Annotated in this window: 32 protein-coding genes; 29 read left to right on the top strand and 3 right to left on the bottom strand. The window is 40.3% G+C overall.

Annotated features, from left to right (window positions below; translation table 11 throughout):
- Positions 1–53 precede the first annotated feature (53 nt).
- The 14 genes from C6Y03_RS02850 (at position 54) to C6Y03_RS02785 (ending at position 10,317) form a co-directional block, all read left to right on the top strand.
- Positions 54–1,274: an EAL domain-containing protein gene (locus tag C6Y03_RS02850; RefSeq protein ID WP_060596391.1), complete on the top strand. Its 1,221-nt coding sequence runs from the start codon at positions 54–56 to the stop codon at positions 1,272–1,274.
- 260 nt (positions 1,275–1,534) lie between these two features.
- Entirely contained in the window at positions 1,535–2,431 is an 897-nt protein-coding gene (locus tag C6Y03_RS02845) for a manganese catalase family protein (protein WP_060596142.1), read from the top strand.
- A 184-nt stretch (positions 2,432–2,615) separates the two neighbouring features.
- Positions 2,616–2,858, top strand: a complete 243-nt coding sequence (locus C6Y03_RS02840; RefSeq protein ID WP_003212254.1) for a YkuJ family protein — start codon at positions 2,616–2,618, stop codon at positions 2,856–2,858.
- A 145-nt stretch (positions 2,859–3,003) separates the two neighbouring features.
- Positions 3,004–3,519, top strand: coding sequence for a ribonuclease H-like YkuK family protein (locus tag C6Y03_RS02835; protein WP_034662766.1), 516 nt, complete (start codon positions 3,004–3,006; stop codon positions 3,517–3,519).
- A 149-nt stretch (positions 3,520–3,668) separates the two neighbouring features.
- Complete coding sequence (gene abbA / locus C6Y03_RS02830; protein ID WP_003210802.1) at positions 3,669–3,860, top strand: antirepressor AbbA; 192 nt, start codon at positions 3,669–3,671, stop codon at positions 3,858–3,860.
- 146 nt (positions 3,861–4,006) lie between these two features.
- The gene (cbpB, locus tag C6Y03_RS02825) at positions 4,007–4,450 is read left to right on the top strand and encodes a cyclic-di-AMP-binding protein CbpB (RefSeq protein ID WP_034663872.1); all 444 of its coding nucleotides are present in this window, start codon (positions 4,007–4,009) and stop codon (positions 4,448–4,450) included.
- A 95-nt stretch (positions 4,451–4,545) separates the two neighbouring features.
- Positions 4,546–5,427: a transcriptional regulator CcpC gene (gene ccpC, locus C6Y03_RS02820; protein ID WP_003211236.1), complete on the top strand. Its 882-nt coding sequence runs from the start codon at positions 4,546–4,548 to the stop codon at positions 5,425–5,427.
- A gap of 118 nt (positions 5,428–5,545) precedes the next feature.
- Positions 5,546–5,968, top strand: coding sequence for a DUF4275 family protein (locus C6Y03_RS02815; RefSeq protein ID WP_060596143.1), 423 nt, complete (start codon positions 5,546–5,548; stop codon positions 5,966–5,968).
- Between the two features lie 186 nt (positions 5,969–6,154).
- On the top strand, positions 6,155–6,631 hold the full coding sequence (locus C6Y03_RS02810) for a flavodoxin (protein WP_060596144.1): 477 nt from the start codon (positions 6,155–6,157) through the stop codon (positions 6,629–6,631).
- Positions 6,621–7,514: a WD40/YVTN/BNR-like repeat-containing protein gene (locus C6Y03_RS02805; protein WP_060596393.1), complete on the top strand. Its 894-nt coding sequence runs from the start codon at positions 6,621–6,623 to the stop codon at positions 7,512–7,514. Before C6Y03_RS02810 ends, C6Y03_RS02805 begins: the two co-directional genes overlap by 11 nt.
- A gap of 16 nt (positions 7,515–7,530) precedes the next feature.
- Positions 7,531–7,989, top strand: coding sequence for a flavodoxin (locus tag C6Y03_RS02800; protein WP_081311417.1), 459 nt, complete (start codon positions 7,531–7,533; stop codon positions 7,987–7,989).
- A gap of 109 nt (positions 7,990–8,098) precedes the next feature.
- A complete protein-coding gene (gene dapD / locus C6Y03_RS02795) occupies positions 8,099–8,809 on the top strand; it encodes a 2,3,4,5-tetrahydropyridine-2,6-dicarboxylate N-acetyltransferase (RefSeq protein ID WP_034662753.1) in 711 nt (236 codons plus the stop codon).
- A gap of 84 nt (positions 8,810–8,893) precedes the next feature.
- Entirely contained in the window at positions 8,894–10,024 is a 1,131-nt protein-coding gene (locus tag C6Y03_RS02790; RefSeq protein WP_106036747.1) for an N-acetyldiaminopimelate deacetylase, read from the top strand.
- A gap of 50 nt (positions 10,025–10,074) precedes the next feature.
- Entirely contained in the window at positions 10,075–10,317 is a 243-nt protein-coding gene (locus C6Y03_RS02785; RefSeq protein ID WP_003211408.1) for a YkuS family protein, read from the top strand.
- Positions 10,318–10,343: 26 nt separating this feature from the next.
- On the opposite strand, the gene C6Y03_RS02780 is transcribed toward C6Y03_RS02785, so the two are convergent.
- Entirely contained in the window at positions 10,344–11,153 is an 810-nt protein-coding gene (locus C6Y03_RS02780) for a mechanosensitive ion channel family protein (protein WP_106038790.1), read from the bottom strand.
- Between the two features lie 272 nt (positions 11,154–11,425).
- Between C6Y03_RS02780 and ahpA the strand changes: the two genes are divergently transcribed.
- From ahpA to C6Y03_RS02765, 3 genes are all read left to right on the top strand, one after another.
- Entirely contained in the window at positions 11,426–11,968 is a 543-nt protein-coding gene (ahpA, locus tag C6Y03_RS02775; protein WP_034662744.1) for a biofilm-specific peroxidase AhpA, read from the top strand.
- 82 nt (positions 11,969–12,050) lie between these two features.
- Positions 12,051–12,509: a TlpA family protein disulfide reductase gene (locus C6Y03_RS02770; RefSeq protein ID WP_034662741.1), complete on the top strand. Its 459-nt coding sequence runs from the start codon at positions 12,051–12,053 to the stop codon at positions 12,507–12,509.
- A gap of 481 nt (positions 12,510–12,990) precedes the next feature.
- Positions 12,991–13,572: a Rok-like winged helix domain-containing protein gene (locus C6Y03_RS02765; RefSeq protein ID WP_034662739.1), complete on the top strand. Its 582-nt coding sequence runs from the start codon at positions 12,991–12,993 to the stop codon at positions 13,570–13,572.
- Positions 13,573–13,621: 49 nt separating this feature from the next.
- On the opposite strand, the gene C6Y03_RS02760 is transcribed toward C6Y03_RS02765, so the two are convergent.
- A complete protein-coding gene (locus C6Y03_RS02760; protein WP_106038789.1) occupies positions 13,622–14,539 on the bottom strand; it encodes a coiled-coil domain-containing protein in 918 nt (305 codons plus the stop codon).
- 84 nt (positions 14,540–14,623) lie between these two features.
- On the opposite strand from C6Y03_RS02760, the gene C6Y03_RS02755 reads away from it, so the two are divergent.
- Genes C6Y03_RS02755 through moaD form a run of 6 tightly spaced genes read left to right on the top strand, consistent with a single transcriptional unit; the run spans position 14,624 to position 18,758 of the window.
- On the top strand, positions 14,624–15,205 hold the full coding sequence (locus C6Y03_RS02755; protein WP_106038788.1) for a molybdenum cofactor guanylyltransferase: 582 nt from the start codon (positions 14,624–14,626) through the stop codon (positions 15,203–15,205).
- A gap of 29 nt (positions 15,206–15,234) precedes the next feature.
- Positions 15,235–16,251 (top strand): thiazole biosynthesis adenylyltransferase ThiF, encoded by a 1,017-nt coding sequence (locus C6Y03_RS02750; RefSeq protein ID WP_106038787.1) that lies wholly within the window; start codon positions 15,235–15,237, stop codon positions 16,249–16,251.
- 9 nt (positions 16,252–16,260) lie between these two features.
- Entirely contained in the window at positions 16,261–17,538 is a 1,278-nt protein-coding gene (locus C6Y03_RS02745) for a molybdopterin molybdotransferase MoeA (RefSeq protein WP_060596150.1), read from the top strand.
- Entirely contained in the window at positions 17,520–18,044 is a 525-nt protein-coding gene (gene mobB / locus C6Y03_RS02740; RefSeq protein WP_034662725.1) for a molybdopterin-guanine dinucleotide biosynthesis protein B, read from the top strand. The genes C6Y03_RS02745 and mobB overlap by 19 nt, the downstream gene beginning before the upstream one ends.
- On the top strand, positions 18,041–18,532 hold the full coding sequence (locus C6Y03_RS02735) for a molybdenum cofactor biosynthesis protein MoaE (protein ID WP_060596151.1): 492 nt from the start codon (positions 18,041–18,043) through the stop codon (positions 18,530–18,532). Before mobB ends, C6Y03_RS02735 begins: the two co-directional genes overlap by 4 nt.
- Entirely contained in the window at positions 18,525–18,758 is a 234-nt protein-coding gene (gene moaD, locus C6Y03_RS02730; protein WP_060596152.1) for a molybdopterin converting factor subunit 1, read from the top strand. Before C6Y03_RS02735 ends, moaD begins: the two co-directional genes overlap by 8 nt.
- 46 nt (positions 18,759–18,804) lie before the next feature.
- Here moaD and C6Y03_RS02725 read toward each other — a convergent pair whose 3' ends face one another.
- Positions 18,805–19,182 carry a Rok-like winged helix domain-containing protein gene (locus C6Y03_RS02725; protein WP_003211488.1) on the bottom strand — a complete coding sequence of 126 codons (378 nt, stop codon included), beginning with the start codon at positions 19,180–19,182 and terminating at the stop codon, positions 18,805–18,807.
- A 624-nt stretch (positions 19,183–19,806) separates the two neighbouring features.
- Here C6Y03_RS02725 and C6Y03_RS02720 point away from each other — a divergent pair.
- From C6Y03_RS02720 to pfkB, 6 genes are all read left to right on the top strand, one after another.
- Positions 19,807–20,313 carry a YIP1 family protein gene (locus C6Y03_RS02720; RefSeq protein WP_223260712.1) on the top strand — a complete coding sequence of 169 codons (507 nt, stop codon included), beginning with the start codon at positions 19,807–19,809 and terminating at the stop codon, positions 20,311–20,313.
- A 9-nt stretch (positions 20,314–20,322) separates the two neighbouring features.
- Positions 20,323–21,429, top strand: coding sequence for an efflux RND transporter periplasmic adaptor subunit (locus tag C6Y03_RS02715; protein WP_066030961.1), 1,107 nt, complete (start codon positions 20,323–20,325; stop codon positions 21,427–21,429).
- A complete protein-coding gene (locus tag C6Y03_RS02710) occupies positions 21,426–22,127 on the top strand; it encodes an ABC transporter ATP-binding protein (RefSeq protein ID WP_106038786.1) in 702 nt (233 codons plus the stop codon). Before C6Y03_RS02715 ends, C6Y03_RS02710 begins: the two co-directional genes overlap by 4 nt.
- A complete protein-coding gene (locus C6Y03_RS02705; protein ID WP_106038785.1) occupies positions 22,114–23,307 on the top strand; it encodes an ABC transporter permease in 1,194 nt (397 codons plus the stop codon). The genes C6Y03_RS02710 and C6Y03_RS02705 overlap by 14 nt, the downstream gene beginning before the upstream one ends.
- A gap of 321 nt (positions 23,308–23,628) precedes the next feature.
- The gene (locus tag C6Y03_RS02700; RefSeq protein WP_034662703.1) at positions 23,629–24,384 is read left to right on the top strand and encodes a DeoR/GlpR family DNA-binding transcription regulator; all 756 of its coding nucleotides are present in this window, start codon (positions 23,629–23,631) and stop codon (positions 24,382–24,384) included.
- On the top strand, positions 24,381–25,292 hold the full coding sequence (pfkB, locus tag C6Y03_RS02695; RefSeq protein WP_060596156.1) for a 1-phosphofructokinase: 912 nt from the start codon (positions 24,381–24,383) through the stop codon (positions 25,290–25,292). The genes C6Y03_RS02700 and pfkB overlap by 4 nt, the downstream gene beginning before the upstream one ends.
- Positions 25,293–25,298: the final 6 nt, after the last annotated feature.

The raw sequence follows: 25,298 nt of genomic DNA, 5'->3' as shown, positions 1-25,298 counted from the left end.
AGACCTGCTTTTGATGTGTTATAATCACACAAAGAGAGAAGCAGGTGATGAAAATGGTCGATCCATTGGATATTTTAACGAATATTGAAGATGTTTTCCCGCACTATCAAGCCATATTCAGTGCGGAAGAGCAAAAAGTGATAGGCTATGAGATTTTAGGAAGAATGAAGCTTGAGTCTGAAACAGTTAGCCTAGGCTCCTTCTTTACGGATTCATCTATTCCTGACGAATATAAAGTGGAAGTAGATCATAAAGTACTGACGCAAGCACTCGATCTTTTCACAACAGCAGATGATGATTTGCTCATTTTTATTAATCATGATGCCAATATCCTGATGCTTGATCATGGTGAAAGCTTTTTAGAACTTTTGAAGGAATATGAAGCAAGAGGCATTCAGCTTAATCGGTTTGTTATCGAATTTACAGAGCATACGTTTAGCGGCGATATTGAACAGCTTTACCATACGATAACGTATTTTCGTACATATGGTATTAAAATCGCCATCTCGAATATTGGAAAAGAAAGCAGCAATCTTGACCGGATTGCCTTGCTCTCACCCGATCTATTAAAAATAGATTTACACGCATTAAGGGCATCGGCTCCTTCTCCTTCCTATGAATATGTCTTGTACAGCATTTCATTGCTTGCGAGAAAAATAGGGGCGGCTTTAATTTATGAAGACATTGAAGCAAATTTTCAGCTGCAATATGCTTGGAGAAATGGCGGCAGATACTTTCAAGGGTTCTATCTTCACGAGCCGGTGGCGGAATTAATCGACCGCAATAAACGAAAAGATCAGCTGAGAGAAGAATTCCAGCAATTTATTGCCCATGAGAAAAAGAAACTTCAAACTGTCTACGAACATTCTGAAACATTTTATAAGCGAATTCATCAAGCGGTCACGACATTAAAAAAATCATGCAGCACAAATGATGAACTCATACAAAAGCTGGCATTAGAATTAACGGATTGCAGCTTTCGGATTTATATGTGTAATGAAGAAGGCTTTCAAATCACTGGTAATGTGTTTAAAAAAGAAAAAGAATGGCTGTTTCAGCCTGAATATATCGAGAAAAACTGGAGCTGGCGCCCTTATTTCCTAGCGAATATTCTCCAAATGAGAATGAGCGGGAAAGGATTTTTCAGTGATATTTACAGCGATTTAGAAACCGGTGAGAGGATACGTACGTTTTCTTATCCGTTAGAGGGAGACATGTATTTGTTTATAGACCTTCCGTATGCCTATTTATATGAGCAAGATGGATTAATTTAAAAGCAGCCGTTTAGGCTGTTTTTTTAAATAGAAAAAAGAAATAAAAAATGGTTGACAATGAAACTGATAATCATTATCATTTAGTTATAGAGAGAAGCTACTCTCTGTTCCCCAACCCCTCTATCAGATCAAGATCCAAAAAACTTGGCGCTACCCCCGCCAAGTTTTTTTTGTGCTTTTCATCTTCCCCTCATGCATAGGACATCCCAATCCCTCCATACATCTTAAGTGATGATAGTTAGACGGTAGGAGGGAACGTCATGATCAAACGCGACAAGCGGCTGCTGATTGATTTGCCAAGACCAGATCACCCAGATGCAAATGGTGCTGCTGCTGTGCAAGAATTACTCGGCGGAAAATTCGGTGAAATGTCCACATTAAATAATTACATGTTTCAATCCTTTAACTTTAGAGGAAAACGAAAACTCAAACCGTTTTATGACCTCGTATCCAGTATTACGGCTGAAGAATTCGGTCATGTAGAACTTGTGACCACAGCTGTGAATCTTATGATTACAGGGACCACCCATGGCGGAGATCCAGATACGACACCGATGAAAGCGGCTGTCGATAAACGAAATACACAGCATTTTATTCAAACGGCTCAAACAGGCTATCCGTTTGATTCCATGGCAAAACCTTGGACCGGGGAGAATGTGTTCTCAAGCGGCAACCTGATTCTTGACCTCCTTCATAACTTCTTCCTTGAATGCGGAGCTCGTACACACAAAATGCGCGTATATGAAATGACAGATCATCCTACAGCAAGAGAGATGATCGGTTATTTACTCGTCAGGGGCGGAGTGCATGTTGTGGCATATGCAAAGGCGCTTGAGGTAGCCACGGGTGTAGATCTAGGAAAGATGTTGCCGATCCCAAACCTCGACAACAAATACTTTGATTCAGCGAGGAAATTTGAAGACCAAAATGTCCATACAAAGCTGTACACATTTAGTGATACGGATTACAAGGACATTAATAAGATTTGGAAAGGCAACCATCCGATTGATGGAAAGCCGCTCACAGTGATTGAGGGTACGCCTCAAGGAGCACCTGTGCCAGATTATAGAGAATTACCGGAAGAGTTTGCCCCAGGCATTTCCAAAGAGGATTTTGACGAAATTGCCAAACGGCTGATGAGATCTGCGGGTTTATAAAAAACATGGCGCATGAGATCAGAAAAAAGACTCAAACTAAAAAAACAGATTCTTTTTCTTTTTTTGAATTCAAGAGGAAAAATATCATCTGAGAACACTTTATGGTATGATGCTTTGTAGGACTTGTGTATAATCAATACGGGTTCATCTTGAGTTGTTTTTTTGAAAGGAGTCTTTTTTTAGAATGTCACAATTAATGGGTATCATTACAAGGCTGCAAAGTCTTCAAGAGACAGCAGAAGCTGCAAACGAACCGGCACAGCGCTATTTCGAAGTGAACGGTGAGAAAATCTGTAGTGTTAAGTATTTCGAAAAGAATCAAACGTTTGAATTGACTGTTTTTCAACAAGGGGATAAGCCAAATACTTTCCCATTTGACAACATTGATATGATTTCGATTGAGATTTTTGAGCTTCTACAATCCTAAGCTGAATCGTATGAAATGTTTTTTCTAAGGATTCCTTCGTTTATTTGCGGCAATATACATGTGTCATTATTGGCGGTGTACAAATGGAAGATGATCAATCAGCGCATATTTCGGATAAGAGACCATTAAAAAGGAGTTCCTTTCTGTGAGTGATTCTTTTTACTACAATCTTTCTGAAGATTATTTAGCGTTTTCTGATGTCGTCATGAGAATGAAAGACTTTATTCGAAAAGACCCTAGATCCGCCTATGTGTTATCAATTGGTACGGACTCTCAGGTCAATCAAAATGTCACAAGATTTATGACTGCAATTCATCTCCACCGGATTGGCAAAGGGGCTTGGGGCTGCCTCACACAACAAGTGATCAGCAGGCCTGTGCAAAGTCTTAGAGAAAAAATTTCATTAGAGACAGCGTTTAGCCAAAAGGTATGTGCAGACATCCTTGAGGGACCTTTAACAGAACTGATGGATTTGCTTCTTCCGTTTGCTGAGGAAGGGGCAGACCTCCGTTTTGAAGCCCATCTAGATATTGGCAAAAAAGGAAGTACGAAAGAGCTGATCCAGGAAATGACCGGAATGATCACAGCTATGGGAATTGAAGCTAAAATAAAACCCGACTCATACGCAGCATTTTGCTATGCCAATCGATACACAAAATAAATTCCGTCATTTTTCTCCAAACCTTGTCGAAACGTGCGGTTGACGATTCGATTCTAGTTCCTTATTCTAGCTGTATAGAGAGGAAGCAGACATTCAAAAGCCTGCTAATCAATATAAAAGCATATATGAAACAGGGGGCCTGATGTTGGATGAGCGTCATCGAAAATCGTTTTAATGAAGAAGAGAAAAAGCTATTATTAAACGTATTGCTGAATCAGGAATATGCTGTCGAATTACTAAGCAGTGAGATCAATGATATAGAATGTGGAACAAAAAATGTCGATGACAATACGTATAAGCAATTGATCACATTGTATGACAGAGTAAGGTTTGAGAATTAATATTGATTTAACATTCTATTAGATACTCGGGAGCTGAGTATCTTTTTTATGCAGAAAAAATCTTTCGACAAATTTCGTTTTAGTTTATGCTTAATGGTAAAGGGGAATGTATGATTGATGATCGAGAGAAAAGGGGTCGAAGAAACATGATAGAGATAGAACCAACTCAATTGCTTGAGTCAACAATAGCCGAGCATATGATTGATGCAGATAAAGTGGCACATGTTCAAATTGGAAATAACCTTGAGCATGCCTTATTGGTACTAACAAAAACAGGATATACAGCCATCCCGGTTTTAGATCCTTCTTATCATCTGCATGGGTTAATTGGAACGAATATGATCATGGATAAGATCTTTGGTTTAGAACGAATTGAATTCGAAAAGCTGGACCAACTGAAGGTAGAAGAGGTCATGCTGACTGATATTCCAAGACTTAAAACAACGGACCCTGTGCTAAAAGGCGTTCACGCTGTGACGAATAATGGATTTGTTTGTGTAGAAAATGAGGAGCAAGTCTTTGAAGGAATATTTACACGACGTGTTGTATTAAAGCGCTTAAATGAAGTGATTCATGCCGCGAAAAAATGAGCTGAAGCCCAGCTTATTTTTTTGCCTTCATAAGCTATAATTTATATAATGACCATATGGAATAAGAAAATCTTATAGAGAGAAAGGGGACGCCCATGCAGCTTCAGGAGTTACATATGCTTGTTGTGCTTAGTGAAGAATTGAATATGAGAAAGGCTTCGGAGCGGCTCTTTGTCTCTCAGCCTGCTTTATCCCAAAGATTGCAGACGATCGAAAAAGAGTGGGGAACCAAAATCTTTTTTCGTTCTCAGAAAGGGCTCACCGTGACTTCGGCAGGTGAACAGATCATTCAATTTGCAAAAGAGGTGACGGTTGAGCAAGATCGAGTGAGAGAACGAATCGATGAACTTGAAGGGGAAATTCACGGTACACTAAAGCTTGCGGTTGCATCCATTATTGGACAGCACTGGTTGCCGAAAGTGTTAAAGCGGTATGTCGAAAAATATCCAAATGCGAAGGTATCACTTGTGACCGGCTGGAGTAGTGAAATGCTCAAAAGCTTATACGAGGACCACGTGCACATTGGAATTATTCGCGGAAACCCTGATTGGAAGGGAACAAAGGAATATTTGATGACAGATCATTTATATTTAGTCGATTCTGTCATCAAAGACGTGGACGAGTTAATCGAGACAGAACGCCCGTTTATTCAATTTAAAAGTGACAGCACGTATTATCAGGAAATCCAGCACTGGTGGCACCAAAAATTTAAAGTGTCTCCAAAGCAGACGATTCTAGTGGACCAGATTGAGACATGTAAACAAATGGCCTACCACGGCATCGGCTACGCCATTTTGCCTTCAGTCACCTTATATGACCACGAAAAAAGTGTTCATAAAACACCGCTTGTTGACGTGAATGGAGAGCAAATCGGACGTGACACATGGCTGCTAGGCTATGAAGCTTCTTTTCAATTAAAACAGGTGCAAGCATTTGTCGGTGTGGTCAAAGAAATGCTTGAAAGTGATGCGGTGTAAGTACCTTCTTGGAAGAGGAAGGTGCTTTTTTAGGTAAATAATCAGTTTGATTAAATTTACTTATTGCACGCATATCCAATAGATAGATGGAGCGAATCATAGAGGAGACTTCGATCTTATGAAAAACAATCAATTAATCAAAATGAACAAACCTGAATGGGGAGATCGTTTGCGCGTGAGGTGGCGTGAACGTTTTGCTAGTCATCTTTCAATTAAAGAACAAAACGAGATATCAATAGATGATTTTTTATGGCATTTATGCAGTTTTGGAATGGTTACATGCCTTGAAAAGGCTGAAGCGATAGACGCATTTTTTCACCAATCAAAGGATAAGTGTACTGTTTTTTATCAATTTGTTGACGAGGCGTATCTTTTCGAAAATGCCAGCTCTCTTTTAATCAATGATTTACCATATGAGTCTAATAATATGGATTATAACGATATGTATGTGATGGATTGGAATGAAAAATGGACATTTGTGATGACGCACGAAACGGATTATGGTCCATATTTTATTCGAATAGATGAATTGAACGAATGAGGAACCGATGATCTCTTCGATATGAAAAACCCGCCTTCCAATTGGAATGAGCGGGTTTTTCATTGGGTTATAGTAATGATTGGTCAAAGCTTTTTCATAAAATCATTTGACAATGAAAATCATTATCATTTAAAGTGTACATATAATAATTGAAAATGATTATCATTTAGATGAGGTGACCGATAGATGAAAGCACTAATTGCATTTGCGAGTATGTCTGGTAATACAGAAGATATGGCAGCAATCATAAAGCAAACACTTGAAGGAAAAGGGATAGATACGGAGATGATGGAATTTGATGATACGAATGCAGAGGACCTTTCTTCATACGATTATGTGTTCATCGGTTCTTATACATGGGGTGATGGTGATTTACCTTATGAAGCTGAGGATTTTTATGAAGAGGTCTCTACGCTTGAACTAAGTGACATCAAAGCAGCTGTGTTCGGATCTGGAGATTACAGCTACCCGAAGTTTTGTGAGGCTGTCCATACATTTCATAACATGCTCAAATCAACCGGTGCATCCGTATTTCCTGAAACATTGAAAATGGAGCTTGCGCCAGATACAGATGAGGATGTGGCGTGCTGTCAGGAATTTGCTACGAGCTTCTTAACGTGGGCGGCGTTATCTGAGAAACGAGTTGAAAATCATGTTTCATAAAGGAGCGACAGCTGTTGCTGCTTCTAAAAGTGGTGGATACTTTGTCGCTGTAAAACGGGAAGGTATTTTTCACTACAGTGTGGAGAGCGGGTGGCAGCAGCTCTTTAAGCTCAAGCATAAAATTCATGCCATCAGCTATATCGGACCTTATTTATTCGGTGTTGGTGAAAATGGCACAGTGATTAGATCAGGAGATGAAGGCAATACATGGGCGCTATCATCATTTCCAACAAATGCAGTCGTTTGGTCTATTACAGGACGCAAAGACGGGTTTGTGTGTGCACATGGAAAACATAGTATTTATGTGTCAAATGATTTCGGGATTTCCTGGGAAATTATGAAGCCATTTGCTCATGTGAACCACCCGCCTGTTATTCGTTCTTTATGTGCTGCAGGTGATCACCTTTATATTGGAACACAGATTCATGAGGTTCACGGAGGAATATGGATGTATGACTTGGAGAGTGAGCAGGTTTTCCTCCTAAACAGAGAGGAGCACCGGATGACAGCTTCTATGCTGCTCTGTCAGGAACATCTTCTTGTTTGCGCATTAGGATCAAAAAAAGGAAAAAAGGGGTCTGTTCAAATTTTAGATTTACATACAAATATGCTGCATGATATTCAATCACAGGCCTTTGCTAGAGAGGAATCATTTTTGGATGTGTCAGAGGATAATGGAATTGTATATGTGACCACCTCACAAGATGAACACGGATTTTCTAAAGTGTATCAGCTTGATATTGAGCAAAAAGAGCTCAAATGGTTTGATACGATCAAAGGACACGGTTTTCGTGTAGCCAATCAAAATGAAAACTTTTTCTGTGCTGGTTTATATGAAAGCAAGTTTGTGAGGCCATATGAGGAGCCGGCATTGATTCATTGATAAGGAGGAAGAAAAAGTGACAGAAAAGGTTTTATTGGTGTATGCCACGATGTCTGGGAATACAGAAGCGATGGCAGATTTAATTGAAAAAGGAATAACAGAAGCGGGAGCTAGCGTGGACCGGCATGAAGCGATGGATATTGATGCAGAGCTTCTCAATGATTACACGCACATTATGTTAGGTGCGTACACATGGGGAGATGGTGACCTTCCTGATGATTTTATTGATTTATATGAAGAAATGGAAGAGCTTGATTTAACGGGAAAAGCATTTGCTATATTCGGTTCTGGGGATACATCTTATGAGCATTTTTGCGGAGCTGTTGACCTAATCGAAGAAAAAGTGAAGGAACTTGGCGGTGACATTGTCTTGCCATCAGTCAAGATTGAGCTGAATCCAGAAGGAGAAGAAGAAGAGAAATTGATTTCTTTTGGCAAACAATTTGTTCATCTTCACCAGCAGGAAGCGGGGTAATCGGTCCCGCTTGTTTTATTTTCCATTGAAGAGTCAACTCTTTCACTTGTCATTAAAACTCTCCTTTGGTACAGTAATGAAGTATAAATTAAGAGGAGGACATACATACATGAAACAAATGGACGCTAATGAAATTATTTCATTTATTCAAAATAGTACAAAATCAACACCTGTGAAAGTCTACATCAAAGGTGATTTAGAAGGTATTAAATTTGGTGAACATGCAAAAACGTTCATCACAGGAAACACTGGAGTTGTTTTCGGTGAGTGGAGCGAAATCCAAGAAGCGCTGGAAACGAACAAAGACAAAATTGAAGATGTTGTCGTGGAAAATGACCGCCGCAACTCTGCAATCCCGATGTTAGATTTAAAGAACATTAAAGCACGTATTGAGCCAGGTGCTATCATTCGTGACCAAGTAGAAATCGGTGATAATGCAGTCATCATGATGGGAGCTTCTATTAATATCGGTTCTGTGATCGGTGAAGGTACGATGATTGACATGAACGTGGTGCTTGGTGGCCGTGCAACAGTAGGTAAGAACTGTCATATCGGTGCTGGGTCTGTTCTTGCAGGTGTCATTGAGCCGCCGTCTGCTAAACCAGTTGTTGTAGAAGATGATGTTGTCATCGGTGCGAACGCTGTTGTTCTAGAAGGTGTGACAATTGGTAAAGGTGCAGTCGTAGCAGCTGGTGCGATCGTTGTGAACGATGTGGAGCCTTACACAGTTGTAGCAGGTACACCTGCAAAGAAAATCAAAGACATTGATGAAAAAACAAAAGGTAAAACGGAAATCAAACAAGAACTGCGTCAGCTTTAATTCACATAATTCGCAGTTGAAGACATAGACGTGGATGATATATATCCACGTCTTATTCGTATAGAGGAAAGGAAGCGAGTTCACTTGTTAAATCGTGAGCAATTAATATCCATTCGAAGAGATTTACACCAAATCCCTGAGCTTGGTTTTAAGGAATTCAAAACACAAGCGTATCTCATCAAGCATCTTGGTGCTTATTCAAAAGATCGAGTTGAGATGGAAACGTGGCGCACTGGACTTTTTGTTAAAGTAAAGGGAACAAATCCTGAGCGCGTTTTTGCTTATCGTGCAGATATGGACGGCCTCTCTATTCCTGAGGAGACAGGGTATCCATTTCAATCAGTACATGAAGGGAACATGCACGCATGTGGACATGACCTTCATATGACCATCGCACTTGGAATCATTGATCATTTCGTTCATGAGCCAATCAAAGAAGATCTATTATTTATGTTCCAGCCGGCAGAAGAAGGTCCAGGCGGAGCTGAACCGATGCTTACAAGCGATGTGCTGAAAAAGTGGACGCCAGACTTTATTACAGCGCTGCATATTGCACCTGAATATCCTGTCGGAACGATAGCCACAAAGCCAGGGCTGTTATTTGCTAATACGAGTGAGCTTGTGATTGATCTTGAAGGAAAAGGCGGACACGCTGCTTACCCTCATTTAGCGAATGATATGGTTGTGGCTGCGAGTGCACTTGTAGGTCAACTGCAATCGGTTATTTCTCGTAATGTCGATCCTCTTGATAGTGCGGTCATTACGATTGGCACGATTAGCGGCGGAACGGCTCAAAATATCATTGCCCAGCATGCAAAGCTTGACGGCACTATTCGTACACTTTCACCAGAGTCTATGGATAAGGTGAGAAAGCGAATTGAAGCACTAGCAAAAGGGATTGAAATTGGCTACGAATGCAAGGCAACCGTGCGATACCCTTCATCTTATTACGAAGTGGACAATTCAAAGGATCTGACAGAGGAATTTATGTCATATGTTGCCGGAGAAGGGCTTGCGAATGTGGTTGAATGCAGAGAAGCCATGACAGGAGAAGACTTTGGCTACATGTTGAAAAAATACCCTGGATTCATGTTTTGGTTAGGGGTCGATTCAGAATATGGCCTGCATCATGCAAAACTCATGCCTGATGAAAAAGCGATAGAAACAGCTGTAAACGTTATGACAGCTTATTTCAAAAAGCAAGCAGGTGAATGAATAATCAAGCTGCCTCCTGTACACCTTATGAACAGGAGGTGTTCTTGATTATGACAAGAATTGGTGTAGAACCATCTTTATCCGATGTAGAAGAACTACTGAAGCAAAAAGGGTATGACGTCGTACGTATTCAAAATGAACAGCAAATGGATCAGTGTGACTGCTATGTGGTCACAGGGCTAGATTCAAATGTTCTTGGCATTTCAGACACAACGACAAAAGCATCTGTGATTACTGCGTCAGGTATGACGGCTGATGAAATTTGTCAAGAAGTAGAACAGCGTGTTCAATAAAACAAACAAGAAAAAGAACCGGTAGATTATAATCCCGGTTCTTTTTGCTCTTTTTCTATATCGAGTACTTCTTTCATTTTTTTGCGCAAGATTCGTTCTACCCGCCATTGCTCCATTGTTTCGGTTTTAGCTATGATGCGCAGTACGAGGGAAGAGGAGCCGAACGTCTCCACGCCGACAACTTGAGGTCCTTCGATAATTTGAGGGATTTCTTCCCGAACCTCATCACACGCAGCTTGAAGGGCTGTGATCATTTGATCCACATTCTCTTCTGGAGATAACTCGATATCAACGAGTGCCTGCATCGTCCCTCTTGAATGGTTGCTCACGTTCAATATACTTCGATTTGGGATAAAATGAAGGGTGCCGTCAAAGCTTCGAAGCTGAGTGGTTCTAAGTCCAATTTGTTCTACGATCCCATCAAAGCCAGCAACTGTTATATATTCTCCCACATCGAATTGTTTCTCTAATAATATAAAGAATCCTGTCACAATATCACTCACTAGTCCTTGAGCGCCAAAACCGATCGCAAGCCCCACAACGCCTGCGCCAGCTAGCAAAGCGGTCGGGTTATAATGAAATAAGTCGAGGATCATGACCACTAGAATAAAAATCAATATGTAGGCGAAAATATTTAACGTGAGACTTTGCAGCGTCTGAGCTCTTGATAAAGAGACGTCATGCTTTTCAGAGAATGTGGAATAGGCACGCCTAATCATCTTGTTTCCGATGACTCTGATGATAAAATAAATCGCAAAAATAACGATTAATTTTAGCAAAATCATACTGCTATTGAGGATAATGGAAACCCAATCTACTTGTTCAAATGCTTTCATGTTCTTCAAAACCTTTCTATGTATGCTCTAATAGAGAAGCTAATCATTTGTTCCCTTATGCAAGACATGTTAAACTTTTGTTAAGTGGAGCAAGAGATTGTGACAAATCGTTAATTAAATTTATTATTAATTAATATTGACTAAAAACCGCTTAAGTATTATAATTGTAATTGTGAAGTTATTAACTAAATGAGAATTTCAACTTTTGATTCTCATTTTATATACAGCTTAGAAGTCTGTATAAAGATATTATTTTTTGGAGGGATTTACATATGGCAGAGCGTTTTGTAGGAAAACAAGCTCCACGTTTTGAAATGGAAGCAGTACTTGCTAACAAGGAATTTGGAAAAGTGAGTTTAGAGGAAAACATGAAGAATGACAAATGGACAGTTCTTTTCTTCTATCCAATGGATTTCACATTTGTTTGCCCAACTGAAATTACAGCAATGAGCGATCGTTATGATGAGTTCGAAGATTTAGATGCAGAAATCATTGGTGTATCTACTGATACAATCCATACGCATCTTGCTTGGATCAACACAGACCGTAAAGAAAATGGTCTAGGTGAATTGAAATATCCGCTAGCTGCTGACACAAACCACACAGTATCTAGAGAATACGGCGTTTTAATTGAAGAAGAAGGTATTGCACTTCGCGGTCTATTCATTATCAACCCAGAAGGCGAACTTCAATATCAAACAGTATTCCACAACAATATCGGTCGTGATGTAGATGAGACATTACGTGTTCTTCAAGCATTACAAACTGGTGGACTTTGCCCAGCTAACTGGAAGCCTGGTCAAAAAACACTTTAATTGATAGCTGAAGAAACAGGAGGGTCTAACTGATGTTAGACCTTTTTGTTTCGACACATACAATGGATGGAGGCGCTTCAAAATGAAATTACGTCAACCAATGCCAGAACTAACTGGTGCAAAAGAATGGTTAAATGGAGAAGTAACAAAAGAAGATTTAATTGGTGACAAACCAACATTGATTCATTTCTGGTCAGTCAGCTGTCATCTTTGTAAAGAGGCCATGCCTCAAGTCAATCAATTCCGTGATGAATACAAGGATCAACTAAACGTTGTAGCCGTTCATATGCCGCGTTCAGAGGATGACCTAGATCTAGATAAAATCAAAGAGGTTGCGAAAGAGCATGAAATCACGCAGCCAATTTTTGTGGACAGTGATCATCACTTAACAGAAGCCTTTGAAAATGAATATGTACCAGCATATTATGTATTTGATAAAACAGGTGCTCTGCGCCACTTCCAAGCTGGCGGAAGCGGAATGAAAATGCTTGAGAAACGTGTCAATCGAGTGCTTTCTGAGTCTGAAAAGGCTGCAGAATAGGCTTTCCCCCATAAATGGGGGTTTTTTCATGGACAAAAATAGGCGACCTATTGCACGGAATGGACTTTTTATGTACGTGTCATTCCTAAGAAAAGAGAAATTGAGGGAGTTTATTAAAAAATATTCCTGAAACAAAAGGGCATTAAGACCTATTTACTTTTTTGTTTTGAAATGAAAATGTAAAGATTTTAACTTTTTACTATTCAGAACGTTTTTGCACAAAAGAAATTTCAGTTTGGTAAATAACGATGTAAATCAAGTAGTATAAGTGTTTATTCAAATTTTTTACAATATTTTAAAGTTTGTCAAAAGCCTTTAGTGGCAATGAAATGGATGCCGATTGTTCCTCTTTGGCAAAATTTTAGTTGAAAATACCTATCTGATAGCAAACTGTAAAATGATAAAAAAATAGTTGATAAAATTAGTTTTCTAATCTAATATTTACTATAGAATATTTTTTATATGATGAGGGGGAAATCCATTGTTTAATGAGAGGGAAGCGTTACGATTACGATTGGAACAACTAAACGAAGCAGAAGTAAAGGTCATCCGTGAATATCAAATTGAGCGAGATGCGATTTATGCAAAATTAAGAGAATTAGACCGTCAAGGAACAGGTCTAGTGTCAGATACAAAAAAAGAAGTGCGTACAGAAAGAAAGACGGATTCGCTGCCTGTATTAGCTGAACTGGCTGCACAAGAAATGAGAAGCTACCAGCCGCCGGCACAATCACAATCAAATCCTGCATCATCTTTAGGAACAGGACAGCTAAACGGTGTACCTGTAGGTATTCCTGAAGGATCTACTAGACGCAGAAGAGGCACAGCCCGCCCTGGTTCAAAGGCAGCTAAGCTTCGTGAAGCTGCGATTAAAACGTTAAAGCGTCATAATGCGGCGATTAAAAGCTCTGAGCTTCAAAAAGAGATTGAAAAAGAGAGCGGTCTTGAAATTCCAAATATGACAACGTTTATGCAAAGCTTAATTAAAATGTATCCTGAAGTGAAAAAGCCATATCGCGGACAGTATATTTTAGAAGGCGACATTCAAACAGAAGACGAATAAATAAAAAGAAACTGCTGACGTAAAAGCCAGCAGTTTTTTATTGCGAGAATTACTTTTTTTGGTCAACTGTATAGACAATTTTTCGTTCCTTTGACAGGTGATCACGCTGTTTTTTGAAGCCATCGATCTTCACTGTCATGACCTCTCCATTTCGCTGCACCGCATCGACTTGTGCCTGGAGTATTTGAACTTGTTCGTTCAGCTTTTTCAAGATGGGTTCGATTTCTTCCGTTGTTTGCAGGAAGCTGTCTCGAGAGAATGGCTGTGAATTTGTTTGAGCTGACTGGTCAATATCAGCAAAATGAGATGCGATCCATTCCTCACTTTCTGCTAACTGCTTTTGATAGCTTGTGAGCGTTTCATAAAAAATCGTTTCCTTTGCTTTTTCAATTTGCAGTAATTTCTCTTGTGTTTCATAAAAACGCTCCTGAAGGTGTCTGACGCCTTCCTGTAATAAATGGAGCTCTGCGTTTTTATCACCCAATGTTTGCTGCAGTTTCTCAATCACAGCGGATAAAGTATTTCCTTTTTTCTCCTCTTTTGCAAGCCGTTGATCTTGATCTTGCATCCGTTCATTTAATTGTTGAGAGATTTCTTTATATTTGATCACTTTTAAATGCAGCCGGTGTTTTTCTTCCGTTTCTTTTCTTCTATGAAAGGTTTCCTTTTGCAGCATTTCATGAAGAAGGACTATTTTATGTAATAATTCAGATTTGCTGAAGGAGAGATCCTGTATTTTTGAGGCTGCATCGTCTTGATCAATGGTCATTTCATCCAATTGTTGTTTTAATAGCGTGTAATCCTTTTTCATCTCATGATATTCTTGAGTTAACTTCTTATTTTTAGAATACGTATATGAGGACTGTAAATCAGAGATCATTTGTTGATATTTGGCTGTTTCAGCTTTTAAGTATAAATTCTCTTGAGATAGGTCATGGAATAGGGGAGAAGCATGGCGCCTGTTCATAGATAGACCCTCCTTATTCATGTTACCAATAAAGTATGCGAAATGAGTGCGATTAGAACAACCATATCCAAGGAGGGTGAGAGAATGGATGTAGTGAATGTCATTTTAGCTGGAGGAGCTTCCAGACGTTTTGGAGAGCCAAAGGCAAGTTATATGTATCAAGGAAAACCACTATATGAGCATGTGAAAAATCAGCTTTTGAAAGGACAGACGGTCATCATCAGCCATCCATCACTTCTGCCCTTTTTTAAAGAAAGAGGTGAACGAAGTGTGTGGTTAGATGATGAACAGGTGCGCGGATGCGGGCCGCTTGCCGGCATGTATACGGCGATGCAAAAGCAAGAAGCAGCATGGTATTTGGTGATGGCATGTGACATGCCCTTCATACGGAGGGAGACCGCCGAAGCATTATCGACCTATTGCAGCGAGCACGTAGATGCTATCATCCCGCTTGTTCAGGGCAGATTACAGCCTTTATTTGCGCTTTATCACCGCCGCTGTCTGCCGTCCATTGATGCGTGTTTAAAAGAGAATCAATTAGCCATCAAAGAGTTACTTCAAAGGCTTAAGGTGCGCATCGTTCCAGAGGAGGAACTGAACGTAACACCAAATGAATTTCGAAATATCAATAAAAGAAGCGATTTACCTGAAAACGGTATGATATGATACATAAAAATGGTGAGGAGAGAACAGCATTGAATGACCGATATTCAAGACAAATCTTGTTCCCTCCGGTTGGGGAAAAGGGTCAGCGTGCGCTTGCTGACAGTCATGTTCTGATCGTTGGAGCCGGTGCACTTGGAACTGCCTCCGCTGAAGGGCTTGTCCGGTCTGGGATCGGCACGTTGACGATTGTTGATCGTGATTATGTAGAGTTTTCAAATTTACATCGGCAGCAGCTGTACACAGAACATGATGCAAAGGCACATGTGCCAAAAGCAGCTGCGGCAAAAAAACGTCTCCAAGAGATCAATCATGAAGTGATCATACACGCCCTGATTGAAGATGCAGGCGCGAGGCTGTTAAGACCGTTATTTCAGAGCGCAGATATTGTCATTGATGCGACGGATAATTTTGAGACGAGAATGGTGATGAATGATTTATCGCAGGAAACGAAGACGCCGTGGATATATGGCGCTTGTGTGAGCAGTCAGGGGATGTATATGACCATTTTGCCGGATAAAACGCCGTGTTTATCGTGTGTCTTTACAGAACTGCCTGTTGGCGGCTTGACGTGTGATACAGCGGGGATTATTTCTCCAGCAGTTCAAATGGTTTCTGCTTATCAGCAAACAGAGGCGCTAAAATATTTAACAGGACATGAAGATCAAATCGAACGGAAATTTGTCACATTTGATCTTTGGCAGGCGACATCGTTTAAAATGGATTTGTCTCGTACTAAGCAGAAGAACTGCCCATCCTGCGGTGAAGAAAGAACCTATCCTTATTTACATGAGCAGCGTAAAAAAACGACGATTCTTTGCGGACGGGATACAGTTCAAGTTGTATCTAAAGATTTAGCAAATCTATCATTTCAGCATGTGAAAGAGAGGCTGTCATCTATTTGTGAGGTGGAAGTGAATGACTTCTTAATCCATGTCCGCTATGAATCTTATCGTATTGTCTTTTTCAAAGGTGGACGTGCATTAATCCATGGGACGAATGATGAAAAAGCAGCCAATTCATTACTAGCAAGACTGCTAGGGATATAGGAGTGAAGTGTGATGGAAAGACGTCAGCCAATTCCAGTAGAAGAAGCCATTCAGAAAGTCCATCAATATGAAAAGCATGGAGAAGCAGAATGGGTGCCTTTAAAAAATAGCCTTGAAAGGTTCATTGCAGAAGATATTTTAGCAGATCATGATGTTCCTGCATTTGATCGTTCCCCGTATGATGGTTTTGCACTTCGGGCAGAAGATACAAAAGAAGCGTCAAGCGAGCATCCGGTTGAATTTGAGGTCATTGACCATATTGGTGCAGGAATGGTCTCAGCAAAAACCATCGGTCCCTTTCAAGCCATCCGTATCATGACAGGAGCAAAAATCCCGGATGGAGCAAATGTCGTCATCATGCTTGAGCTGACTAAGACCTTCGAAAAAGACGGCAAATCATACATGTCACTTAAAAGACCGCTGAAAAAAGGGGACAATATTTCTCGTCAAGGAGAAGAAGTACTTGAAGGAAATGTGATGGTCAAAAAAGGAACCAAAGTAACTCCGGGCGTTACGGCCCTATTGGCGACATTTGGATATGGTGTAGTGCCAGTTGTCAAAAAGCCAGTGATCGGCATCATCTCAACAGGTACAGAGCTTCTTCAAGTGAGTGATGCGATGGTGGACGGTAAGATTAGAAACAGTAATCTTAGTATGGTTTATGCCCAGATACTTGAGGCCGGGGGAGAGCCGCTAGATTTAGGCGGTGTGTCCGATGATTTTGACAAAAGCTATCATGCAGTCAAAGCAGCCTTAAGTAAGGTAGATTTTTTAATCACAACAGGCGGTGTGTCAGTAGGTGATTTTGACTTTCTCCCTGCGATTTATGAAAAGCTGGGAGCTGAGGTGCTGTTTAATAAAGTGGCCATGAGACCCGGAAGTGTGACGACGGTTGCTGCAATGCCAAATGGTCAACTGCTGTTTGGGCTGTCAGGAAATCCCGCTGCCTGTTTTGTTGGCTTTGAATTATTTGTGAAACCGATGATCTATAAATGGTCTTTGAAGAAGCAGCCGTTTCCTGCTTTTGCTGAGGCGAAGCTGACACACGATTTTCCAAAAGCCAATCCGTTCACTCGATTTGTCAGAGCGGCACTACAATTCACGGGCAGTCAGCTCAGTGTGACCCCAACAGGTCTTGATAAATCAAGTGCCGTGACCTCTATTGCAGATGCTAACTGTTTCATCGTGCTGCCCGGAGGAACAAGAGGTTTTAAGGCCGGTGATCAGGTCCATGTTCTGCTGTTTCAGCACGAAGGAGAGGGTTCCCCATGCTGGATGACACATTAAGCATATTACAGGTGGTCGGTTATCAAAACAGCGGCAAGACTATGTTGATTGAAAAGCTCTGTCAGCTGGCTGTACTTGACGGGCTGAAGCTAGGCTGCTTTAAACACCATGGACATGGCGGTAAACCAGATCGTCTTTTGAAAGAAAAAGACACCGATCGATATGTTCAAGCAGGTGCATTTGCCGCTGGCGTGGAAGGAGAGGGTGAATTTCACTTTTCAATGCAGCACATCACGTTAGAGCAGTTGCTCAACATGTGTCAGCATCTTCCATTAGACGCTGTCTTGATAGAAGGGTATAAACAGGCACCATACCGCAAAATCGTTTGTGTAAAGAATGAAGAGGAGCTCATTGATCTTTCAACTCTTTCCAATATACAAGCAGCTATTTATTTTTCTCAAGAGTTTCAATTAATCGAAAATTACTCGTTTCCAGTGTTTTCAGCCTTTGAAAAGGGCGCAGTCACATTTGGTTTTAACTTATTGAAGGGAGGCGTCTCTGCTTGAGTGAATTTTTTAAAATAACAAAAACGCCGATTGATGTAAACGAATTGATTCAGCATGTGACAAGGCGAAAGGCAGGGGCCATTACGACGTTTATCGGGACGGTCAGAGAGTGGACAAACGGCAAAAAAACATTGCGTTTAACTTATGAAGCATACATACCAATGGCTGAAAGCATGCTAAGTCAAATTGGACAAGAAATCAAGAAACAGTGGCCTGAAACTGAAGCAGCCATTGTGCACCGGATCGGGACACTTGATATAACGGATATTGCTGTTGTGATAGCCGTTTCATCTCCTCATAGGAAGGCTGCATACGAAGCGAACGAATATGCCATTGAGCGAATTAAGGAAATCGTTCCAATTTGGAAAAAAGAATATTGGGAAGACGGGGAAGCCTGGATAGGTGATCAGCTTGAAACGGTTTCATATCCAGAGGGGAAACCTAGCGATCTTCAACTTGCAAAGAAAGAAGGTGATCAGCTTGATTAGTGTATTATTGTTCGCCGGCCTTGCTGAGAAGGCCGGTAAACAACAAATCATCATTCAAAAAGATCAAACAACGGTTGATGAGATTAAATTAGAATTACAGGAGGTATATGGTGTTGATGCTGCACAAAACGTGATGGTTGCAGTCAACGAACTATATACGAGGGAAAACGCTGAAGTGCGTAGCGGGGACACTGTTGCATTCATTCCTCCTGTAAGCGGTGGATAATAGATATTAGAGGATTTGGTTATGGCCAGCGGCTGTAACCAATTTTTTATGTGTGAAAAGATTGTAGAGGTATTTGGGTGTGATCTTCGTAAATAAAACATCCCCTTCGTGCTTTAGAAATGTGAGGGTCGAGCTGCTGGATCAGATCATACAATTCGCTAATTCGTCTCACATTGAAATCTGTCTGGGCTTGAAGCTGTTCTTTTAATTCTTTTGTACTCACAATGCTTCCCTTTTTCTCTTTAATAATATCTACGCATCTAGCAGCGTAGTATATTTTGTCATTAGAGGGTCTACTTTCTTTCATATCAAGTAATTTGAGCTCATGATAAATCAGTTCTCTTTCCTTTCGAAAGTATTGCCATGCTTCTTGTTCCTTTTCATAAAGTAAAATCAATTGTGTTTTCAATTTTTCTCTTAACATTCACTTGACTCCATTTCCACTATCATTTAACCTACCTCTATTTTACATTATATGAAAAAATAACTTTTGATCAAGTAAAAACCTTATATTTTTCATTTTTTAATATGAAAGTATTGATACTAAAGGCTCATTTGTTCTATAAAAGAAACCAATCATAGTCCTATAAAGCCGGGATTTGTCGAAATTACTAGGATTATTTTAACAAAAAATTGTTGTGTCTAACTAAGACCATCCGAATTCAAAGGAAAAGGATATTTATTCCGAAAGACATGTGGTTTTTTGATAAAATGTTTTTAGGTCAGTAAAACCTCTATTTTTTGATATGAATATGGTCTGGTCATGGTGTCATTTGGAGGATGTCATTCGTGATAATAGAATAATAGATAAATTTTTTCCTCAATGAAAATAAGAAAATCAAATCATCCATCACTTATTGGCAATCTTTTGATAAAATAGAAAGAACAAGAGAGAACATGTGCGTTTGCATACTTGCATGACATAGAGAGGAGACATTTGATGAAAGAAAATATGCAAAAGCCCACGATCATTGGAGTGAGCACAAGACCTTCAGAGCACCTGAAAAGAGTATGGGAAAACCCGGTGGTTTGGTAGCCTTTATCCTGTGTGCTTCTTTTAACAGTGATTGTGACTTATTTGTCAGAGCTAGTGAATGAAGGAATGTGGGCAGATTTAAGCTTGCCGGTATCGGTCGTTTATGTGGTGACGCTAATTGGTCTAATTCTCGGACTTGTGATTAATGCTGCTATATATAAGTTCATCGTATTTTTAGCAAAGGGTGATGCATCGTTTCAGCAGCTGTTTTCAGCGGTCCTGTTTATTACACCAGTTACGATCATTTCTCATCTGTCCGTCATCCTGTTCCATGTGCCAAAAAACATCACAATCACCTCATTAAATGCACTCATTCAAACTTCTGGTCCATGGCTCGGTGTGTTTGCTAATATTGATCTCTTTGTGATCTGGAATCTTGTTTTAACAGGCTTTTTATTGATCAAAGTCGGTCATATATCTCCAAGAATATCTTGGATCATGATAGGAGTCTTTTATGTCATTTCTTTCATTCTTCAATATGTAGGAACCGCAATCAACATATCAGTAAGCTGGGGGTAGAATGTCTTTATGAGAAAGAAAATCATCATCGGATCCATTTTTATTATTGTCATCGGTCTATTTATTGGCTTTAACATTGCGAAAAATCAATCAAAGCCTGCTTCGACAGCAGCTATTAAAACAGTAAAACCCACACAAAAAGAAATCACCACTACGGTAATGACGCCAGGGACACTTTCATTCTCTGAAGAGCAATTCATTTATGCAGAAGAGGAAAAAGGACACTTGAAGGGGATTTCTGTGAAAGAAGGAGAAAAGGTAAAGGCTGGAACGCCGCTTCTTACATATGAAAATAGGGAGCTGGAGCTTGAAGAGCAGCAGCAAGCTCTTGCGGCTGAATCAAGTACGCTAAAACGCGAACAATTACAAAATAGACTGAGCGAATTAGATGAAAAACAAGCAGGCGACTCAGTCGCCCATCCTAAAAACGAGCGAGACCAGCTCGAATTAGAGCTGAAAGCGGCTGAATTAGAACAAAAACAAGCAGAGATCAGCCAAGAAAAAGTAAAAGCACAAATAGAAGATTTAACCGTACATAGTAAAATTGACGGTACAGTGATTTCCATTGAGCAAGAAGAAGGGGCAGGAAAGCCGGAAGAAAGACAGCCGATCATTCATATTGGCAATGAGAAAAAAATGATTGTGCGAGGATTGATTTCTGAGTATGACGCCATAAAAGTGAAAAAGAAACAAAAAGTAAAGGTTACATCTGATGTCATTCGCGGAAAGAGCTGGCAAGGGGTCGTGAAAAAAGTGGGGGCTGTACCTGCTCAGGCAGCATCCGAAACAACTGCAGGTGATCAAACGGTACAATATCCTGTTGAAATCGAAATAAAGGGAAAAAAACCTGAAGCGAAACCTGGTTTTAAAATGATCATGGAAATTGAAACAGATAAGCGTCAAGCCCAAACGATTCCTGAATCAGCTGTAAAAAAAGAGGATGATGGACAATACGTTTATGTTGTCAAAAAGAATGTACTTAAAAAAGTAAAAGTGGTGCTAGGGGAAACGTCAGGTCATGACCTTGAAGTGACAAAAGGTGTCAAGGCAGAGGATCAAATCATTGCTCATCCATCAGATGACATGTATGACGGAATGGAAGTGAATGCTGAATGATTCAGCTTTCAAACGTGATAAAAAGCTATGAGGTCGCCCAAGAAGCATTTGATGTATTAAGTGAGATCGATCTTGTCATTGAAAAAGGCGAGTATATGTCCATTATGGGCCCGTCAGGCTCTGGAAAATCGACGTTAATGAATATCATTGGCTGTTTAGACCGGCCAACCACAGGACAATATCATTTTCAAGGAAGAGAGCTGTCAGCTGCAAAGGATCAAGAGCTTGCAGTGATTCGAAATCAATTCATTGGATTTGTCTTTCAGCAATTTCACCTGCTGCCGAGGTTAAATGCGAGGCGTAATGTTGAGCTTCCGATGATTTACGCTGGTATCAGTCAAAAGGAAAGAAAAGAACGCGCAGAAATGGCACTTGAAAAGGTTGGTTTGTCAGACCGAATGAAACATATGCCAAGTGAGTTGTCGGGAGGGCAAAAGCAAAGGGTGGCAATAGCCCGTGCTATTGTCAATAAGCCGCAGCTTATCTTAGCAGATGAACCGACAGGCGCTCTTGACTCAAAAACAAGCTTCTCAATCATGGAACAATTTACTAAGCTGAATGAGGAAGGGACAACGATTGTGCTTGTCACCCATGAAGAAGAAATAGCTGCGTATACAAATCGGACGGTCGTTGTAAGAGATGGACGGCTCGTTGAAGATAGATTGACACAAGGGGACGCTATGAATGAAACTCTTTGAAAATATCAAAATAGCGATGAATTCTGTTTTAGCTCATAAATTACGTTCTATTTTAACGATGCTTGGGATTATTATTGGTGTTGGATCAGTCATTGCGGTCGTGGCTATCGGTCAAGGCGGCGAGCAAATGTTAAAAGGGTCGATTTCAGGTCCAAACAATACCATTGATATGACATATACGCCTTCTGACGAAGAGTTAAATACAAATCCAAACGCTTTATTCGACGCCACATTTACTGAGGAAGACATAAAAAGCGTTAAGACAATCAACGGGGTGAATCAGGTTGCCTCTTCGACTGCACAAGGAATGCAGCTGAGATTTCAAGATACGACAGTGGATGCGACAGTTAACGGTATAAATGAAGGGTATACGAATGTACATTCATTACAAATAGCAGAAGGACAGAATTTAAGAGATATTGACTTTAGAAGCGGCAGAAGAGCCGCTCTCATCTCTGAAGGCTTACAAAAAGAATTATTTAATGGACAGAAGGCATTAGGCGAAATGATTTGGATGAACGGACAGCCTGTTGAAGTCATCGGTGTTTTAGCAAAACAGAAAGGGATGTTTTCATTTGATATGAACGAAATATTTGTCCCGTTTGCTATGCTCACCTCCACATTTGGGATCAATGAATATGATAAGTTGTCAATTCAAGTCGCACATGCTGATCAAATGAAGGAAGTAGGAAAGAATGCGGCTGCATTATTAAATGAAAATCATCATACAGAAGATGCTTATGAAATGATCAATATGGAAGAAATCGCAGAAGGCATTGGTCAAATCACATCTGTTATGACAACAATCATTGGCTCAATAGCTGGGATTTCTTTGCTTGTCGGCGGTATCGGTGTGATGAATATCATGCTTGTTTCTGTGACAGAGAGGACAAGGGAAATCGGTATCCGAAAGGCGATTGGGGCAACAAGGGCTCAAATACTCGTTCAATTTTTAATTGAATCTGTCGTCTTAACATTGATCGGCGGGTTGATGGGGATCGCACTTGGCTTAGGTGGCGCCGCGCTAGTATCACTAGTTGCCGGCTGGCCGTCCTTAGTATCTTGGCAAGTCATCTGTGGCGGTGTGCTGTTTAGTATGCTTATTGGGATTGTTTTTGGGTTAATTCCTGCGAATAAAGCAGCAAGACTAGATCCTATTGATTCTCTTAGATATGAATAATTTGGAGAAGAACAAAAGCATACAAACAGAGTGAATTCGCCTGTAATCCACCATCAAAAGCTTTTATGCACATCGCATAAAAGCTTTTTTTAGTTCCATTGAATGAAATGAAAAATGATAGAAATGCTAAGATCATGACTTTCATCTTAATGTCACATATTTTTCAGTTTACAAATGGTACATATAAAGGTAAGATGACCATGGTGAAAGATTTTGATAGTTATTGAATGTATTTGATTGTTTTGTATTGATAATGTTGAAAAAAGCGATTACAATAAAGGTGCGCGCAAAATGAATACGTTTTCAAAAGGGGGTGTTTTCTTGTTGACACCGGAAAGACATCAACTCATTATCGACTGTTTAGAAGAAAATGATGTCATCAAAATACAGGACTTAACGATTATGACAGATGCGTCTGAATCTACAATTAGAAGAGATCTATCAGCCCTTGAAGAAAAAGGATTTCTTAAAAGAGTCCATGGGGGAGCAGCCAAGATATCAAGTATCCGTCTTGAACCAGATGTATTTGAGAAATCTGCCAAAAACCTTCAAGAAAAGTCATTGGTTGCAGAGGCAGCTGCTTCACTTTTAAAACAAGGCGATTGTATTTATTTAGATGCTGGTACGACCACACAGCAAATGATTGAATATATCGATCCCGATCAAGATATTGTTGTGGTGACAAACGGTGTTATGCACATTGAAGCACTCATGAGAAAAGGCATTTCTTTTTACCTGATAGGCGGATCAGTGAAACATCGAACAGGAGCCATGGTGGGAGCCGCAGCTTTGACAGCGATGGAAAATTACCGTTTTGACAAAAGCTTTGTTGGGACGAACGGCATTCATCCCGAGGCGGGGTTTACAACACCTGATCCAGAGGAAGCGCTCATGAAAAAAAGAGCCATGAAGCAGGCGAAAAAAACCTATATCTTATCAGATGCCTCTAAGTTTGGCGAAATATCGTTTTCAGCCTTTGCTAGTTTACAGGAAGCCACCATTATCACAAACGACGCAAAAGAGGATTCATTCGATAATTACCATGAAAAAACGGTTATAAAGGTAGTGAAAACATGATTTATACAGTTACTTTAAACCCATCAGTTGATTACATCGTACACGTGGAGGATTTCGCAGTCGGCGGTTTGAATCGTTCAACCTATGACAAAAAATATCCAGGTGGAAAAGGGATCAATGTCTCAAGGCTTTTAAAACGTCACGGTGTTGAATCAAAAGCGCTTGGATTCATAGGCGGATTTACAGGAAAATATATTCAAGACTTTTTACAAAACGAACAATTACAAACAGCCTTTCACGAGGTGTCAGAAGATACACGAATTAATGTGAAACTAAAAACAGGTGAAGAAACCGAAATCAACGGACTCGGCCCATCTATTACTGAAGCGCAATTTGAGTCGTTTCTGTCTCAATTTTCTTCATTGACTGAAGGAGATGTCGTTGTCTTAGCTGGTAGCATTCCTTCTTCATTGCCTCATAACACGTATGAACGTATTGCTGAGGTGTGCGAAAAGCAAGGTGTCAGAGTTGTCCTTGATATTTCCGGGGAAGCACTAAAAAAAGCAGCAGGCTTGAAACCGTTCTTAATGAAGCCAAACCATCATGAGCTAGGTGAAATGTTTGAGACGAGCATCTCATCTGCGGAAGAAGCCATTCCTTATGGGAAGAAGCTGTTAGAACAAGGTGCTGAACATGTCATCGTATCAATGGCTGGAGATGGAGCTCTCTTATTCAGTAAGGAAGGGGTTTATCAGTCCAATGTTCCAAAGGGCACGCTTGTTAATTCAGTTGGTGCAGGGGATTCAGTCGTTGCAGGATTTTTAGCCGGCGTTTCGAAAGGCCTTTCGATTGAAGAATCATTTAAGCTTGGCGTCACATCAGGCAGCGCTACAGCATTTTCTGAGGAGCTTGGAACAAAAGAGCTTGTCGACACACTATTACCACAAGTAAAAGTCACACGCATTTAAAGGAGG

The organism is Bacillus sp. LNXM65 (assembly GCF_002998575.1).
Taxonomy (GTDB): domain Bacteria; phylum Bacillota; class Bacilli; order Bacillales; family Bacillaceae; genus Bacillus.
Note: the sequence above shows the minus strand (reverse complement) of the source record. Positions and strands in the feature narration are given on the sequence as shown.

Excerpts from the sequence above, each read along its gene's own strand:
- C6Y03_RS02845 (WP_060596142.1), top strand. The coding sequence starts at position 1,535 with ATGATCAAACGCGACAAGCGGCTGCTGATTGATTTGCCAAGACCAGAT.
- pfkB (WP_060596156.1), top strand. The coding sequence starts at position 24,381 with ATGATTTATACAGTTACTTTAAACCCATCAGTTGATTACATCGTACAC.
- ccpC (WP_003211236.1), top strand. The coding sequence starts at position 4,546 with ATGCAGCTTCAGGAGTTACATATGCTTGTTGTGCTTAGTGAAGAATTG.
- C6Y03_RS02705 (WP_106038785.1), top strand. The coding sequence starts at position 22,114 with ATGAAACTCTTTGAAAATATCAAAATAGCGATGAATTCTGTTTTAGCT.
- C6Y03_RS02785 (WP_003211408.1), top strand. The coding sequence starts at position 10,075 with ATGACAAGAATTGGTGTAGAACCATCTTTATCCGATGTAGAAGAACTA.
- C6Y03_RS02725 (WP_003211488.1), bottom strand. The coding sequence starts at position 19,182 with ATGTTAAGAGAAAAATTGAAAACACAATTGATTTTACTTTATGAAAAG.
- C6Y03_RS02760 (WP_106038789.1), bottom strand. The coding sequence starts at position 14,539 with ATGAACAGGCGCCATGCTTCTCCCCTATTCCATGACCTATCTCAAGAG.
- C6Y03_RS02715 (WP_066030961.1), top strand. The coding sequence starts at position 20,323 with ATGAGAAAGAAAATCATCATCGGATCCATTTTTATTATTGTCATCGGT.
- mobB (WP_034662725.1), top strand. The coding sequence starts at position 17,520 with ATGCTGGATGACACATTAAGCATATTACAGGTGGTCGGTTATCAAAAC.
- C6Y03_RS02770 (WP_034662741.1), top strand. The coding sequence starts at position 12,051 with ATGAAATTACGTCAACCAATGCCAGAACTAACTGGTGCAAAAGAATGG.
- C6Y03_RS02780 (WP_106038790.1), bottom strand. The coding sequence starts at position 11,153 with ATGAAAGCATTTGAACAAGTAGATTGGGTTTCCATTATCCTCAATAGC.
- C6Y03_RS02850 (WP_060596391.1), top strand. The coding sequence starts at position 54 with ATGGTCGATCCATTGGATATTTTAACGAATATTGAAGATGTTTTCCCG.
- C6Y03_RS02710 (WP_106038786.1), top strand. The coding sequence starts at position 21,426 with ATGATTCAGCTTTCAAACGTGATAAAAAGCTATGAGGTCGCCCAAGAA.
- C6Y03_RS02805 (WP_060596393.1), top strand. The coding sequence starts at position 6,621 with ATGTTTCATAAAGGAGCGACAGCTGTTGCTGCTTCTAAAAGTGGTGGA.
- C6Y03_RS02755 (WP_106038788.1), top strand. The coding sequence starts at position 14,624 with ATGGATGTAGTGAATGTCATTTTAGCTGGAGGAGCTTCCAGACGTTTT.
- dapD (WP_034662753.1), top strand. The coding sequence starts at position 8,099 with ATGAAACAAATGGACGCTAATGAAATTATTTCATTTATTCAAAATAGT.
- C6Y03_RS02840 (WP_003212254.1), top strand. The coding sequence starts at position 2,616 with ATGTCACAATTAATGGGTATCATTACAAGGCTGCAAAGTCTTCAAGAG.
- C6Y03_RS02815 (WP_060596143.1), top strand. The coding sequence starts at position 5,546 with ATGAAAAACAATCAATTAATCAAAATGAACAAACCTGAATGGGGAGAT.
- abbA (WP_003210802.1), top strand. The coding sequence starts at position 3,669 with ATGAGCGTCATCGAAAATCGTTTTAATGAAGAAGAGAAAAAGCTATTA.
- C6Y03_RS02810 (WP_060596144.1), top strand. The coding sequence starts at position 6,155 with ATGAAAGCACTAATTGCATTTGCGAGTATGTCTGGTAATACAGAAGAT.
- cbpB (WP_034663872.1), top strand. The coding sequence starts at position 4,007 with ATGATAGAGATAGAACCAACTCAATTGCTTGAGTCAACAATAGCCGAG.
- ahpA (WP_034662744.1), top strand. The coding sequence starts at position 11,426 with ATGGCAGAGCGTTTTGTAGGAAAACAAGCTCCACGTTTTGAAATGGAA.